This window comes from Inquilinus limosus (assembly GCF_051487185.1).
In the GTDB taxonomy this organism is placed as follows: domain Bacteria; phylum Pseudomonadota; class Alphaproteobacteria; order DSM-16000; family Inquilinaceae; genus Inquilinus; species Inquilinus limosus_F.
In genome coordinates this window covers 135710-151154 of record NZ_JAHVDK010000018.1, presented here as the reverse complement: position 1 = coordinate 151154, position 15445 = coordinate 135710, and the positions used below count along the sequence as shown (strand labels likewise).

The 15445-nt window shown below is 70.5% G+C and carries 13 protein-coding genes; 3 read left to right on the top strand and 10 right to left on the bottom strand.

All coding sequences use genetic code 11. The annotated features are described in order from the left end of the window. Positions 1-115 precede the first annotated feature (115 nt). The gene (locus KXR53_RS21000; protein ID WP_437377215.1) at positions 116-1468 is read left to right on the top strand and encodes an ABC1 kinase family protein; all 1353 of its coding nucleotides are present in this window, start codon (positions 116-118) and stop codon (positions 1466-1468) included. Positions 1469-1550: 82 nt separating this feature from the next. Here the strand turns inward: KXR53_RS21000 and KXR53_RS20995 are convergent, their stop codons facing one another. Together KXR53_RS20995 and KXR53_RS20990 are read right to left on the bottom strand one after the other, a co-directional pair. Beyond that, a complete protein-coding gene (locus tag KXR53_RS20995; RefSeq protein WP_437377214.1) occupies positions 1551-2774 on the bottom strand; it encodes an MFS transporter in 1224 nt (407 codons plus the stop codon). Between the two features lie 68 nt (positions 2775-2842). Continuing rightward, a complete protein-coding gene (locus tag KXR53_RS20990; RefSeq protein WP_437377213.1) occupies positions 2843-4339 on the bottom strand; it encodes an amidase in 1497 nt (498 codons plus the stop codon). A 170-nt stretch (positions 4340-4509) separates the two neighbouring features. Here KXR53_RS20990 and KXR53_RS20985 point away from each other — a divergent pair, with 170 nt between their 5' ends. Next, entirely contained in the window at positions 4510-5202 is a 693-nt protein-coding gene (locus KXR53_RS20985) for a helix-turn-helix domain-containing protein (protein WP_437377212.1), read from the top strand. A gap of 39 nt (positions 5203-5241) precedes the next feature. After that, positions 5242-6069: a universal stress protein gene (locus KXR53_RS20980; RefSeq protein ID WP_437377211.1), complete on the top strand. Its 828-nt coding sequence runs from the start codon at positions 5242-5244 to the stop codon at positions 6067-6069. Here KXR53_RS20980 and KXR53_RS20975 read toward each other — a convergent pair. The 8 genes from KXR53_RS20975 to KXR53_RS20940 all read right to left on the bottom strand — a co-directional run bounded on the left by KXR53_RS20975 (position 6066) and on the right by KXR53_RS20940 (position 15445). Beyond that, positions 6066-7274 carry an MFS transporter gene (locus KXR53_RS20975; RefSeq protein ID WP_437377210.1) on the bottom strand — a complete coding sequence of 403 codons (1209 nt, stop codon included), beginning with the start codon at positions 7272-7274 and terminating at the stop codon, positions 6066-6068. The genes KXR53_RS20980 and KXR53_RS20975 overlap by 4 nt on opposite strands. 35 nt (positions 7275-7309) lie before the next feature. Further along, positions 7310-8272 (bottom strand): arginase family protein, encoded by a 963-nt coding sequence (locus tag KXR53_RS20970; protein WP_437377209.1) that lies wholly within the window; start codon positions 8270-8272, stop codon positions 7310-7312. A gap of 28 nt (positions 8273-8300) precedes the next feature. Next, entirely contained in the window at positions 8301-9566 is a 1266-nt protein-coding gene (locus tag KXR53_RS20965; protein ID WP_437377208.1) for an NAD(P)/FAD-dependent oxidoreductase, read from the bottom strand. Between the two features lie 126 nt (positions 9567-9692). Next, positions 9693-10286 carry an ATP-dependent Clp protease proteolytic subunit gene (locus KXR53_RS20960; protein WP_437377207.1) on the bottom strand — a complete coding sequence of 198 codons (594 nt, stop codon included), beginning with the start codon at positions 10284-10286 and terminating at the stop codon, positions 9693-9695. After that, complete coding sequence (locus tag KXR53_RS20955; RefSeq protein WP_437377206.1) at positions 10283-10783, bottom strand: SRPBCC family protein; 501 nt, start codon at positions 10781-10783, stop codon at positions 10283-10285. The genes KXR53_RS20960 and KXR53_RS20955 overlap by 4 nt, the downstream gene beginning before the upstream one ends. Then, positions 10776-11093 (bottom strand): ArsR/SmtB family transcription factor, encoded by a 318-nt coding sequence (locus tag KXR53_RS20950; RefSeq protein WP_437377205.1) that lies wholly within the window; start codon positions 11091-11093, stop codon positions 10776-10778. The genes KXR53_RS20955 and KXR53_RS20950 overlap by 8 nt, the downstream gene beginning before the upstream one ends. Positions 11094-11210: 117 nt before the next feature. Next, complete coding sequence (locus KXR53_RS20945; RefSeq protein WP_437377204.1) at positions 11211-14336, bottom strand: efflux RND transporter permease subunit; 3126 nt, start codon at positions 14334-14336, stop codon at positions 11211-11213. Beyond that, entirely contained in the window at positions 14333-15445 is a 1113-nt protein-coding gene (locus KXR53_RS20940) for an efflux RND transporter periplasmic adaptor subunit (protein WP_437377203.1), read from the bottom strand. Before KXR53_RS20940 ends, KXR53_RS20945 begins: the two co-directional genes overlap by 4 nt.

Sequence of the window (15445 nt, the reverse complement as noted above, 5' to 3'; positions counted from 1 at the left end):
GCGCGCTACCCGCCCCATATTCGGATACATGCGACACCGCCGGGGATGACGGAACGGGGATCAGCCCCTAGATAGGTCGGGCGGCCGGGCCCGGCCGTGCGACTCCGGTTGGAACATGGCCGACGAAGAGAACAGTTTTGGTGGCCGGCTGCGCCGCTACGCCCGCGTCTCCGGCGCCATGGGCGGCCTCGCCGCCCGGATGGCGGGCGAGCGCTATCTCGGCTTCAAGGTCGATCGCGAGGCGCATGCCAACGAACTGCGGGCGGCGCTGGGCGGGCTGAAGGGCCCGCTGATGAAGGTGGCGCAGATGCTGGCCACCATCCCGGAGGCGGTGCCGAAGGAATATGCGCAGGAGCTGCAGCATCTGCAGGCCAACGCCCCGTCGATGGGCTGGCCCTTCGTCAAGCGCCGGATGGCGAGCGAGCTGGGCCCGAACTGGCAGGCCAAGTTCCAGAGCTTCGAGCACGAGGCGGCGGCCGCGGCCTCGCTCGGCCAGGTGCACCGCGCGGTCGGCCTCGACGGCCGGCGCCTCGCCTGCAAGCTGCAATATCCCGACATGCAGTCGGCGGTCGAGGCCGACCTGAGGCAGTTGCGGCTGATCCTCGGCATCTTCGAACGCTACGACCGCACCGTGTCGACCAAGCAGATCCACGCCGAGATCTCGGAGCGGCTGCGCGAGGAGCTGGACTACGCCCTGGAGGCCCGGCACTCGCAGCTCTATTCCGAGATGCTGGCGAATGAGCCGAACGTGCATGTCCCCGAGGTGGTGCCGGAGCTGTCGACCAAGCGCCTGCTGACCACCACCTGGCTCGAGGGCGAGAAGATCCTGACCTTCGTCCAGGGCAGCGAGGAGCAGCGGGCGCAGCTGGCGCTGAACATGTTCCGGGCCTGGTACGTGCCGCTCTACTACTACGGCGTGATCCATGGCGACCCGCATCTCGGCAACTACACGGTGCGGCCGGACGATTCGATCAACCTGCTCGACTTCGGCTGCATCCGGGTGTTCCAGCCCAGCTTCGTCGGCGCGGTGATCGAGCTGTACCGGGCGCTGGAGACCAACGACCGCGACCGCGCCGTCGAGGCCTACAAGACCTGGGGCTTCAAGAACATGACCAACGAGCTGGCCGACGTGCTGAACGTCTGGGCCGGCTTCCTCTACGGGCCGATCCTGGAGAACAAGGTGCGGCTGATCGGCGAGGCCAAGGGCGGCGTCTACGGCCGCGAGACCGCCGAGCAGGTGCACAAGGAGCTGCGCCGGGTCGGCGGGGTCGAGGTGCCGCGCGAATTCGTGTTCATGGACCGCGCGGCGCTCGGCCTCGGCTCGGTCTTCATCCACCTCAAGGCGCGGGTGAACTGGCACAAGCTGTTCAATGAGCTGATCGCCGATTTCGACCAGGAGGTCATGGCCCGGCGGCAGAAGGCGACCCTGAAGAAATACGGCCTGCCGCTGCCGGCGCCGAGCGCCTGAAGCATCGAGCGGAAAGAATGGGGGCGGGCTCCGCGAAGAGGCGATCTCCCGTCATCATCTCCGCCAGCGACGCTGTGCATGCTTAGGCGGCCGGCCGCAGGCTCGGGGCCGGCGCCCGGGTCCTGATCGTCGTGGCCGCCAGGACGGAGACCGCGGTCATCACCAGGAGGAAGTTGAAGGCGGCGTCATAGGTGCCGAGGCTGGCGACGAGCACGCCCATGACATAGGGCGCGATCGACCCGGCGCTCTGCCCGCCCGTGTTGACGATGCCGATGCCGGTGCCGATCTGGTCGTCGGCCAGCACCTTGGTCGGCAGCGCGATCACGGTGGCGAGCACGAAGGATTTGAAGAAATAGACCAGCGATTGGAAGAAGATCACCCCGGCGATCGTATCCGACCTGTACATGGCGTAGAGGAAGATGCCGGTCAGGACGGCGCTGCCGATCAGCAGGTACTTCTCGCGCTGGGCGAAGAACTTCGTCATCACCCAGCCGCCGATGGCAGTGGCGATGGTGGCCATCAGGAAAGGCACCGGCGTCAGCAGGCCGACCGACTTCAGGTCGAGGCCGCGCTGCTGCAGCAGATAGGTGGGCATCCAGGAATCGAGGCCCTTGTTGACGCAGCTGAGCCCGAACCAGACCACCAGAAGCTGCCAGATCAGAGGGTTCCTCATCAGGTCGCGCACCGGTGTGCGCGGCCGCCCGCCGCTTTCGCCGACCCGCGGCGCCGGGCGCCGGTACGGCACGGCGAAGAAATAGCAGACGGCGAAGACCACGCCCGCCACCCCGACGATCTCGAAGGCGTGGCGCCAGCCGAAGGCGATGATGAGCGGCGCCATGATCAGCGGCGCCACCATGCTGCCGAGATAGTTCGAGGAGGTCAGCAGGGCCGAGAATTTCGGCCGGGCGTCCTTCTCCACCAGCTCCGCCACGCCCTTGACGCTGGCGGAGGGGAAGCCGCCCTCCGCCAGGCCGAAGACGAAGCGGATGACCAGCAGCGAGGCCAGCGACCATGCCTGGCTGGTGAGGATGGTGAAGACGGACCAGGCGGCGATGGTCGTGATGACGACGTATTTGGAGCCGAACCGGTCGGCCAGCCAGCCGCCGGGGATCTGCATGATGGCGTAGCCGAGGAAGAAGATGCTGAGCACGGCGCCCAGCTCGTCCGGCTTCAGCCCGAACTCCTGGCCCACATGGGTCAGCGCCAGCGACATCGCCGCCCGGTCGATATAGGAGATGCAGAAGGCGACATACAGCAGCGAGAAGCCGATGATCGCCGTCCGGTTGACGGATATCTTCCTCAGCACGAACGCCTCCGCTTGTTTGTGTTTTGATGCTTGTCGCCCCCGGCTCTCCGGGGGTCGCGGCCCGAGGTCTATTCCCAGGTCATGAAGCCCGGCGCCTCGCGCAGCGGCCGGGCGGCGGCCAGCGCCGCCAGATCCGGCACCGGGCGACACAGCAGCGGATCCGACGCGCAGGCCGCCTCCAGCGCCCCGGCGACGCCGAGGGTCAGCGCATCCCCGCCGCGCGGGCCGACGATCTGCAGGCCGAACGGCATGCCGGCCTCGTCGACGCCGAGCGGCAGACTGATGGCTGGGTGGCCCGCCAGCGTCACCGCATAGGCGAGCGCGAGCCAGTGGAAGTAGGACCGCGTCGGCGCGCCGTCGATCTCGGCCGGGTACGGCTCCGACCACGGCCGCGGGCTCAGCGTGATGGTCGGGCTCACCAGCACGTCATGGGTCTCGAAGAAGGCCTGGAAGGCGCGGTAGATGCGGGTCTGGGCGGCTGCGGCCCGGGCGTAGTCGGACAGGCTGTAGCCGAGCCCCTCCTCCACATTCGCGCGCACGTTCGGGCCCAGCATCTCCGGCCGCTCGCGATAGGTCTTCTCGTGCATGGCGAGAAAGACCGAGGCGCGCAGCACCGCAAAGGCGTCGTCGGCGCCGGCGCAGTCCGGCGTCGCCTCCTCGGCCGCGGCGAACAGCGGGGCCAGCGCCGCCACGCGGCTGCGGAACACCCGCCGGATATGCCGCTCCGTCGGGGCGAAGCCGAAATCCTCGGTGAAGGCGAGGCGCAGCGACTTGAGATCCGTCTCGGGCACCGCGGCCCAGCGGTCCGGCCGGCCGCGCACCGCTTCGCCCGGCAGCGTGTAGGCCAGGGGATCGCGGCTGTCGTCGCTCGCCATCACCGACAGCATCAGCGCCGCATCCGCCACCGTCCGGGCCATCGGGCCGTCGGTGGACAGCCCCGACCAGCCGACGCCCCGCTTCTCGCTGGCCACCAGGCCGTAGGACGGCCGCATCCCGATGATGCCGGAGAAGCCGGCCGGGTTGCGCAGGCTGCCGCCGGTGTCCGACCCGGTGGCCAGGGACGCCATGCCACAGGCCAGCGCCACCGCCGAGCCGCCGGAGGAGCCGGCGGCGGACTTCATCGGATCGAAGGGGTTGCCCGTGGCGCCGTAGACCGGGTTGCGGGTGTTGCCGCCCGCCGCCCATTCCGGCGTGTTGGTCTTGCCGATGATGATCGCCCCGGCGGCCCGTAGGCGGGCGACGCAGCCGGCATCCGCCACCGGCACGTGCCGGGCGAAGATCGGGCTGCCATAGGTCGTCCGCAGGCCGCCGACATCCTGGGTGTCCTTGACCAGCAGCGGCAGGCCGTGCAGCGGGCCCAGCGGCTCGCCGCGCATCACCGCGGCCTCGGCCGCCCGGGCCGCCTCGCGGGCGCCGTCCGCATCGAGCACGACGACGGCATTGACCGCTGGGTTGACCGCGCCGATCCGGTCCAGGCAGGCCTCCAGCACCTCCACCGGGGACACCGTCCGGGCGGCGATCTGCCGGCGCAGATCGGTCGCTGTCAGATCGCAGAGGGCGCTCATGGCTGGCCTCGATCGCTGCTGGAGTTTCCGATCATCCTCAAATTTTCAAATCCGGAAAGCGATTGAGCACCTAATGATCAAAATGCGGCTTGTACTCCCCATATGTTGCTCAGACAGCCTCAAGACCCGTAAAATTGGATGCTTCGGAAAGGCCCGGGAGAGATGCACAGATGACACGTCGCCAGACCGGCAGCGACGCCGCGCGGACGCAGCTCGGCGACTGCCTCAAGGCCGCGCGCCAGGCCCGCGGGCTGACGCTGAAGCAGGTGGCCGAGCGCACGGGCCTCGCCCTCTCCACCCTGTCGAAGGTGGAGAACCACCAGATGTCGCTGACCTACGACAAGCTGCTGCAGCTCACCACCGGCCTCGGCATGGAGATCGCCGAGCTGTTCCACCCTGCGGCGCCCGCGGCGCCGGCTCCGCAGATGGTCACCGCCCGGCGCAGCATCAGCCGGGCCGGCCAGGGGCAGATCGTGGACACCCGCTACTACACCTACGGCTATGTCTGCACCGACATCGTCGGCAAGCGCATGGTGCCGATCACGGCCGTGATCCGCGCCCGCACTCTGGAGGAATTCGGGCCGCTGCTGCGCCACGCGGGCGAGGAGTACTTCTTCGTCACCGCCGGGCGCGTGGCGGTCCACACCGAATTCTACGCGCCGGAGGTGCTGGAGCCGGGCGACGGCATCTATCTCGACAGCACCATGGGCCACGCCTATCTCAACGCCGGCGACGAGCCGGCCCGGGGCATCTGCGTCTGCACCGCCGAGACGCCGGACCTCTATCAGCAGCTGCGCGACCTCGCGGTCAACGGCGCCGCCGACGGGCCGGACGCCGAAACGCTGGATCGGCGCCGCTTATAGGGGGACAATGGGGGCGGACCCGAGAGCCCCGGAGGCTGCATGACCATCCAGCATCTGCTCGTCCCCCTCAGCGGCCATGCCGGCGACCGCGCCGCGCTCGACGCGACCCTGCTGGTCGCCAGGCGCTTCGACGCGTCGGTCGAGGTGCTGTCGCTTCGCCCCGACCCGCAGCGGGTCCTGGCCTACACCGGGGCCGAGATGGCGGTCGCCACCAGCATGCTGCTGGAGGGGGCGGAGAAGGCGTCGAAGGAGGTCGCGGCCCGCAACCGCGCCGCGTTCGAGGCGGCGGTGGCGGAAGCCGGCGCCGGGCCGGAGGTGGAGTACCGCGAGGATACCGGCAGCGAGACCGGCGCGATCGGCCACCGCGGCACCGTGGCCGACCTGATCGTGACGCCCGGCCCGGGCCAGGACCCGAACGCCAGCCGCGCGGTCCTGGAGGCGGCGCTGTTCGAGACCGGCCGGGCGGTGCTGATCGTGCCCGGCCCGGTGCCGGAGGATTTCGCCGATCGCATCCTGGTCGCCTGGGACGGCGGCAAGGAGGCGGCGCGCAGCGTCGCCGCCGCCCTGCCCTTCCTGGAGGCGGCGACGACCGTCAGCGTCTACACCCGCGACGAGGGCGAGGACCGCTGCACCGCGGCCGAGCTGGTGCGCTATCTCAGCCGCCACGGCGCGCCATCGAACCGGATCGCCGGCGACGATCCGAAGCAGTCGGTCGACGCCGCCATCCTGACCGCGGCCCAGCGCGCCAATGCCGGGCTGATCGTGATGGGCGGCTACAGCCACAGCCGGTTCCGCGAGATGATCCTGGGCGGCGTCACCGAGCACATGCTGTTCCACGCCGACCGCCCGGTGCTGATGGCGCATTAGCGCGCGGCCCGCCTCGGCAGCAGCAGCACGGCCCCGGCCAGTCCGATCACGGTGAAGCCGGCGCCGGCCAGGAAGGTGGCGCCGGGACCGACCCAGCTCCACAGCCCGCCCGCCAGCGCGCTGGCCAGCAGCAGCGCCAGGCCGCCGATCAGGTTGAACAGGCCGAAGCCGGTGCCGCGCCGGTCGGCCGGCACCGTCTCCGCCACCAGCGCCGCCAGCAGGCCCTGGGTCATGCCCATGTGCAGCCCCCACAGCGCGGTGCCGGCCAGCACGGCCCACAGCCCGCCGTCGAGGGCGAGCAGCAGGTCGGCCGCGATCAGCACGCCGAAGCCGAGGATCAGCAGCCGCTTCGGGTCGTGACGGTCGGCCAGCACCCCGGCCGGGTAGGCGGACAGGGCATAGGCGATGTTCATGACTACCAGCACCAGCGGCACCAGCGCTGCCGCCAACCCGGCCTCCTGCGCCCGCAGCACCAGGAAGGCTTCGCTGAACCGCGCCAGGGTCAGCACCGCCGCCACGGCGACCACCCGCCAGTAGGCGCCGCCCAGCCGGCGCAGCTCGTCGCGATGGATCGGCGACCGCAGGGCCTTGGCCGGCTTGGCCGTGTCCGGCTCGTGCACCCCGCCGATCAGGATCGCGACCGAGATCGCGGCCGGGATCACCGCCAGCCAGAACACCAGCTGGATGTCGCCGCCGCTGGCCAGCATCAGCCCGATCGCCAGCAGCGGCCCGGCAAAGGCGCCGATGGTGTCGAGCGACTGGCGCAACCCGTAGGCGGCGCCGCGGATCGCCGGAGGGGTCAGGTCGGCGACCAGCGCGTCGCGCGGCGCGCCGCGAATGCCCTTGCCGACCCGGTCGACGAAGCGCGCCGCCAGCACCAGCCCGGCGCTGCCGGCCAGCGGGAACAGCGGCTTCGACAGGGCGCCGAGCCCGTAGCCAAGCACGGCCAGCAGCTTGCGCCGGCCGAACCAGTCGCTGAGCACGCCGGAGAACACCTTGACGATCGAGGCGGTGGCCTCGGCGATGCCCTCAATCAGCCCGATCACCGCGGCGCTGGCGCCGACCGTGGTCAAGAGGAAGACCGGCAGCAGCGCGTGGATCATCTCCGAGGAGACGTCCATGAACAGGCTGACAAAGCCCAGCATCCACACGCCGCGCGGGATCGCGGCCCGGCTCTCCGGGCGGACGGGGCTCTTGGCGGTCATCGGATGCTCCCGGTCGCGGCGGTCAGGCGCCCGATCTAGGGCCGGCGGCGCGCCGCGGTCAACGGTTCCAGCCCCTCGGCCAGCATGCCGACCAGGCCGCGGGCATAGGTGCCGTCCGGGTCCAGGTCCGGATCGTAGATAGTGACGTTCAGGCCAAGGCAGCGGGGCGAGCCCAGGAAGCCGCGCAGCAGCGCCGCCAGCCCGTCATAGTCCAGCCCCGGGCTGCCTGGCGAATCCACCGCCGGCATCACCGCCTGGTCGAGGATGTCGACGTCGAGATGCAGCCAGAACGGGATCTCCGGCGTCCGGTCCAGCACCGCGAAGCTGCGGCGCAACGCCTGTTCCGGCCCCAGCTCCAGCAGCTCGAACACGTCGATCCGGGTGATCGCGGTGTCGTTGATGTCCTTCCAGCCCCAGTCGGGGTCCCGGTCTTCGCGCTCGCCGATCTGGATCACCCGCTCCGCCGGCACCAGCGGGTCGGGAATGCCGTCCCAGCGCAGCATCAACGGGTCGCCAAGGCCGATCGCCAGCGCCAGGTCCATGCCGGCGGCCGAATGCAGCGGGAGGTCCGGCTCGTAATTGCCCGGATGGCGGAAGTCGCTGTGGCCGTCGAGATGGACCAGGGAAAGCTCGGAATGCCGGCGGGCGCCAGCCAGGCAGCCGATCAGGATCGAGCAGTCGCCGCCGACCACCACCGGGAACAGCCGGTCGCGCAGCGCGGCCTCGACCGCATCGGCGACCTGTTCGTTGAAGCGGCGGATCGCCGGGCCGTTGCGCAGCACCGTGCCGGGCGGTTTCTCGGTGCTGTAGCGCGGCCGTGCCAGGTCGACCGTCCGCGCCGGCCCCAGCCGCGCCTCCAGCCCGGCTCGGGTCAGCATCTCCGGCGCCCGCCAGGTCCCGGGCTCATGCCCCGGCCGCAGCGGCCTGAGGCCGAGATTGGACGGCGCCCGGATCAGCGCGGTGCCGGCGATGCCGTCGGCGAGAACCGTGTTCCCCATGGTCGTTCCCCCTTCTGAGGCGGGGCGCCTATTCTTCCCGCCCTCTTCCGGTGATCAGCCGGGCGCTGCGCTGGCCGGTGGTGTAGATCCACAGCCAGCTCAGCGCCACGGTCAGGCGGTTGCGCAGCCCGATCAGGAAATAGATGTGGGCGATGCCCCAGATCCACCACGCCAGCCAGCCGCGCAGCTTGATCCAGCCGAAATCGATCACCGCGGCGCGCTTGCCGATGGTCGCCAGGCTGCCGGCGTGCTTGTAGCGGAACGGCCGGGGCTCCGGCCGGCCCGCCAACCGGGCGCGGATGGTGTCGGCGACGTGGCGGCCCTGCTGCTTGGCGGCCGGGGCGATGCCGGGCAGCGGCTTGCCCTCCCAGCCGTCGAGCCGGGCGGTGTCGCCGACCACGAAGATCTCGGGATGGCCCGGCAGGGTGAGATCCGGCGCGACCATGACCCGGCCGGCGCGGTCCGACTCGGCCCCCAGCCAGATCGCGGCCGGCGAGGCCTGGACGCCCGCGGCCCAGATCACCGTCTTGGCCGGGATCCGCTCCGCCCCCAGCGCCACGCCCTCGGCATCGCAAGCGGTCACCGCCTGGCCGGTGCGGATCTCGGCGCCGAGCCGCTCCAGCGCCTTGTGTGCGTAGTCCGACAGGTCCTCCGGGAAGGCGGCCAGCACCCGCGGCCCGGCCTCGACCAGCAGGATGCGCGCCTCCTTCGGGTCCAGGGCACGGAAGTCCTCGGCCATGGTGTGGTGCGCCAGCTCGGCGATGGTGCCGGCGATCTCCACCCCGGTCGGGCCGGCGCCGACGATGACGAAGGTCAGCAGCGCCCGGCGCATCGCCGGGTCCGGCTCGGTCTCCGCCCGCTCGAAGGCGGTCAGGATGCGGCGGCGGATCGCGGTGGCGTCGTCGATGTCCTTCAGCCCGGGCGCGAAGGGCTCCCAGTCGTCATGGCCGAAATAGGCGTGCCGGGCGCCGGTCGCGACCAAGAGGGTGTCGTAGGGCACCCGCTCGTCACCGAGCTGCACCGCGCGGCCGGCGATGTCGATGCCGGTGACCTCGCCCAGGATGGTGCGCACCTCGGGCCGCCGCCGCACCAGGTGCCGCACCGGCCAGGCGATCTCCGACGGCGCCAGCGAGGCGGTGGCGACCTGGTACAGCAGCGGCTGGAACAGGTGATGGTTGCGGCGGTCGATCAGGGTGATGTCGACCGGCGCGCCCTTCAGCCGGAGCACCGCCTCCAGCCCGCCGAAGCCGGCGCCGATGATGACCACGCGATGACGCGCTGCGGATCCGGTCATGATGATCCCTTCGCCCAGGAGCTTTCCCACCGTCCGATATTGCGGTGCAGCGGGCAAGCACAAGGGCGCCGGCGATGCTTCCGGCACGGATCCGGGTCGCGCCCCGCGAAACGGCGACCGCCCCTCTCAGGCAGCTTCTTCCCGGTGCTCGAAGATGTGATCGACAATGCCCCAGGCCTTCGCCTCCTCGGCGGTCATGAAGCGGTCGCGGTCGAGGGTGCGTTCCACCTCGTCATAGGCCCGGCCGCAATGCCTGGCGTAGAGCAGGTTGATCTGCCGCTTCAGCCGGACGATGTCCTCGGCGTGGCGCTCGATGTCCGAGGCCTGGCCCTGGAAGCCGCCCGAGGGCTGGTGCAGCACCACCCGGGCGTTGGGCAGGGCGATGCGACGGCCGGGCGCGCCGGCCATCAGCAGGAAGGAGCCCATCGACCCCGCCGTGCCCATGCACACGGTCGACACCGGGCTCTTGATGTATTGCATCGTGTCGTAGATCGCGAGGCCGCTGCTCACCGCCCCGCCCGGCGAGTTGATGTACATCGCGATCTCCTTCCGCGGATCCTCCGACTCGAGGAACAGCAGCTGGGCGCAGACCAGCGCCGAGACGCCGTCGTCGATCGGGCCGTTCAGGAAGATGATCCGGTCGCGCAGCAGGCGGGAGAAGATGTCGAAGGCGCGCTCGCCGCGGCCCGACTGCTCCACCACCATGGGCACCAGGGTCATGCCGCCCATCGCAGCCCCCCGCGAACGGCCATGGCCCGCGGCCGCGCCGCCGCGCGTCGGCCGGGAACCCGTCGTGCCCTCGGCGCGCCGGCCCGCAGCGTCGTCGCCCGGGCGCCGACGCGGAAGCCGCTGTGCACGATGCGCAGCCGGGTGCCGCCGGCCGCGGTGCGGTCGAGGGTGAAGGTCACCACCGTGTCCAGCGCCCGGCCGCCGGCGTCGCGCTCGCCGTCGCGGCCGCGCCAGCTGTAGCGCAGCAGCCGCGGCGGCTCCGCCGCCAGCACCTCGCAGTCGATCGGCTTCTCCGCCCCCGGCCCGCCGCGCAGGGTGAAGCGCCGGCCCACCTCGGCCGGCCCCAGCTCGGTCCGGGCATCGTTCGGCAGCAGCCAGGCGCCGAGGAGGTCCGGCTCGGTCAGCGCCCGCCACACCTTCTCCGGCGGATGGTCCAGCGCGCAGTCGACGGTCACGGCATCGGCCGGGTCGGGCTTCGGATCACGCATCATCCATATCCTCGAGCAGGGTCTTCAGGCGGGCGACCCGCTCCGGCCAGAAGGCGCGGTAGCGGTCGATCCAGTCCAGCAGCGGCGTCAGCCCTTCCGGCGTCGCCCGGTAATAGGCGAAGCGGCCATCGCGCCGCTCTGCCACCAGCCCGGCGCGGCGCAGCGCGGCGAGGTGCTGGGAGATCGCCGGCTGCGACACGGCGAATCCGGCCTTGAGGTCGGAGACGCTCATCTCGCCGCCGGACAGCCGTTCGAACACGGCGCGGCGGGTCGGGTCGGCCAGGGCCTGGAAGATCTCGGGCGCGGTCATGTGGACATATAAGCCGACACTTATTCGATTCGCAACAGCCGCCCCACCGTCCCCTCCGTTCCTTTCCAAATTGTTCGATCCCATGACCGTGGAACGCATTGCGGCCATATGCGTCCGTCACTCGGCGCCGGCCGGCGCCGGGATTGCCTCGCGGTGTCCGTGATCAAAGGCGGCTCCGGGTCTCGGCGAGACCGCGGCCGCCGGCGCCACGCGGAACCAGGCGGCGTAGAGCGCCGGCAGGAAGAGCAGGATGAGCACGGTGCCGATGGCCGTCCCGCCGATCAGCGTGTAGGCCATGGACCCCCAGAACACCGAATGGGTGAGCGGGACGAAGGCCAGCACGGCGGCGAGCGCCGTCAGGATGACGGGCCGGGCGCGCTGCACGGTCGCCTCGACCACGGCGTGGTAGTCGTCGAGCCCGGCATCCCTGTTCTCCTTGATCTGCCCGATCAGGATCAGCGTGTTGCGCATCAGGATGCCGGCGAGCCCGATCAGCCCCAGAATGGCGTTGAAGCCGAAGGGCTGGTTGAAGGCGAGCAGGATCGGCACGGCGCCGACGAGGCCGAGCGGGGCGGTGAGCATCACCATGGCGGTCGCCGAGAAGGAGCGGACCTGCAGCATGATGAAGACCAGCATCAGGGCGATCATGATCGGGAACACGGCGGCGAGCGCGACATTGGCCTTGCCCGCTTCCTCGATCGAGCCGCCCATCTCGATGCGGTAGCCGTCCGGCAGCGAGGCGATCAGCGGCTGCAGGGCCTGCATGACGCGCATCGAGACTTCGGGCGGCTGGGTGGCCTCGCCGATGTCGGAGCGGACGGCGATCGTCGGGATCCGGTCGCGCCGCTTCATGATCGGATCTTCCATGCGCACCTCGGCATGGCCGATCTGGTCGAGCGGAATCAGACGCCCGTCGCGGCTGGTGAGCGAGAAGTCGGTGAGGCGGGCGGGATCGAGCCGCTCTCCGCCGGCGCTGCGGGCGACCACGTCGACGGTGCGGATGTTCTCGCGGACCTGCGTGACGGTGACGCCGGTGAGCAGGAATTGCAGCTGCTGCGCCGCTTCCGCCGGCGACAGGCCGATGAGGCGCAGCCGGTCCTGGTCGAGGACATAGCGCAGGGTCGGCACGCGATTGCCCCAGTCGCGATTGGCCTGCCGCACGTCGGGAACGCCCCGCATGACGGCGAGGGCCTGCTCGGAGATCCGGCGCAGCTCGTCGGCATCCGGTCCCATGATCCGGAACTCGACCGGGAACGGTGTGTAGGGGCCGAACACCAGCTGGGTGATGCGCAGATAGGCTTCGGGCGCGAGCCCTTCGGCCACGGCCGTGCGCAGCCGGCGCTTCAGGGCTTCGCGAGCCTCCGCGTCGGGTGTCAGGATGACGATCTTGGCGAAGGCGGGGTCGGGCAATTCCGGGGACATGGCCAGGAAGAAGCGCGGTGCGCCCTGGCCGACATAGCTCGTGACGATCTGCGCCTCCGGCTGGTCCGCCAGCCAGCGCTCGACCGTCTCGACCGTCCGCTCCGTCGTCTCGATGCTCGTGCCCTCCGGCATGCGCACCTCGACCAGCACCTCGGGACGATCGGAGGTCGGGAAGAATTGCTGCTTCACCGCGCCCATGCCGATGACGGAGAGCGCGAAGACCACGCCCACCGCGCCGCAGGTGAGGAACTTGTGGCGCACGGCGAAGGCGATGACCCGGCGCAGGCGACGGTAGTTCGGCGTGTCGTAGATGGCGTGGTGCCCGCCTTCGACCGGCTTGATCTCGGGCAGCAGCTTCACGCCGAGATAGGGCGTGAAGGCCACGGCGACGACCCACGAGGCGATGAGGGCGAAGCCCACGATCCAGAAGATGTTGCCGGCGTATTCGCCGGCGGTCGAACGCGCGAAGCCGACCGGCATGAGCCCGACCACCGTCACCAGCGTCCCCGAGAGCATCGGCGCCGCCGTGTGGCTCCAGGCATAGGCCGCGGCCGCGATCCGGCCCATGCCTTCTTCCATCTTCACCACCATCACCTCGATGGCGATGATGGCATCGTCGACCAGCAGTCCGAGCGCGAGGATCAGGGCGCCGAGGGTGATGCGGTCGAAGAAGCGGCCGGTCTCCAGCATGATCAGGAAGACGACCGCGAGGGTGAGCGGAACCGCGGCCGCGACCACGATGCCGACCCGCCAGCCGAGGCTGAGCAGGCTGACCAGCAGCACGACCCCGAGCGCCATGACGAATTTCAGCATGAACTCGTCGACGGACTCCGTGATGTTCACGGCCTGGTCGGTCACCTTGGTCAGGCTGAGTCCGAGCGGCAGGGCGCCGGCGATCTTCGCCGTCTCCGCCTCCAGCGCGCGGCCGAGGTCGAGGCCGTTCCAACCGTCCTGCATCACCGCGGACAGCATCAGCGCCGGCTCGCCCTGATGGCGGATGATGAAGGTCGCCGGGTCTTCGTATCCGCGCCGGACATCGGCGATGTCGGAGAGCTTGAGCGTGCGGCCGCCGGCGGCGATGGGCGTGTCGGCGATCTTCTGAAGATCGTCATAGGCGCCGTCGAGACGGATGAAGACCTGCGGTCCCTCGGTGTCGATCGAACCCGCCGGCGTCACCGCGTTCTGCCGCTGGAGGGCGGCGAAGATGTCCTGCGCCGACACGCCGAGCGTGACCAGCTTCGCATAGGAGAACTCGACGAAGATCCGTTCCGGCCGCTCGCCGAGAATGTCGATCTTCTTGACGCCGGGCACCTGGAGGAGCTGCTGGCGGATCGCCTCGGCCTGCCGGACCAGCGCACGCATCGGCATGCCCTTGGCCTTCAGCGCATAGAGCGCGAAGCTGACGTCCGAGTATTCGTCGTTGACGAACGGGCCCATGGCCCCGGCGGGCAGCTTCCGGGCCTCGTCGCCCAGCTTCTTGCGGGCCTGGTAGAACTGCTCCTGCACCGCGGCCGGCGGGGTGCTGTCCTTCAGGGTGAGCGTCATGAAGGCGAGCCCGGGCCGCACCATGGTCTCGACCCGGTCGTACCATTGCAGCTCCTGAAGACGCTTCTCGAGCGGCTCGGCGACGAGGTCCTGCATCTCCTGCGCCGTCGCGCCCGGCCAGGCGGTGGTGACGGTCAGCGTCTTCACGGTGAAGGCGGGATCCTCGGCGCGGCCGAGCTTGAGGAAGGCGAAGGCGCCGGCGACCGCGATCGCGATGATGAAGAACAGCGTCACCGAGCGCTCGCGGACGGCGAGCGCCGAAAGGTTGAAGCTCATGGCGTATCCGCCTTTGCAATCAGAACGCGCACGGTCTCGCCGTCATGGAGGAGATGGGCGCCCAGGGCCGCGATCCGCTCGCCGGGCTCGAGGCCCGATACGATCGCGGTCTCCCCGCCGAGCCGGCGTATCGTCACCGGCCTGAAGCCGACCGTGGACGTCGCCTCGTCGATCACCCAGACGCCGGTCCTGCGGCCGTCGTCCAGAACGGCGCCGATCGGCACCTCGACAGCCTCGGCGGCATCGGCATCCGCGATCCACAGCGTCACCGTCGCGCCCAGCGGCGTCGATGCCGCATCGCCGTCCAGCACGTAGCGCGCCTCGTAGGTCCGGGTCTGCGGATCGGCTGAATCCGACAACTGCCTCAGGCGGGCGGGCCAGCGCCGCTGGTCGAGGCCGTAGACGCTCGCCTCTGCTTGCGAGCCCAGAGCTGGCCTGACCGCCTCGGGAAGAGCGACGATGGCCTCGCGCGGTCCGGCATGGGCGAGCCGTACCACCACCTGTCCGGCCGCGACGACCTGGCCGGGCTCGCCGAGCGTCTCCACGACGACGCCGTCCGCGTCGGCTTCGAGGGTGGAATATTCGGCCTCGTTCGCCGCGACCCGGGCCTCGGCTTCGGCGGCGGCGAGCTGCGCCTCGGCGGAGTCCAGCGCCGCCCTGGCCTGTTCATGGCGCTGCCTCGTCACCCATCCCTTCGCAACGAGATCGGCGTATCTCTCGTCGTCCGCGCGGGCCTGCACCGCAACCGCGCGGGCGGCCGCCGCCGCGTTCTGCCTGGCCGTCAGGGCAAGGCGCAGATCGCTCTCGTCGATGCGCATGAGCGGCTGGCCGGCGACGACGCGCTCGCCGACATCGACGAGGCGTTCGACGATCTTGCCGGGCACGCGGAAGCCGAGATTGCTCTGCACGCGCGCCGATATCGAGCCGGTGAATGCGCGCTCGACGTGCCCGACCCTTCTGGCTTCGGCCATCGCGACGACCGGCGGAGCGCTGCGCGGATCGTCCTGCACCCTCCGCTCTTCGGCCGCTCCGGAGACCACAAGGAAGCTCGCCGCGCCGATCGCCAGCAGCGGAAGAGCCACGAAGAGCAGGAGGTGCGTCTTTTTCAT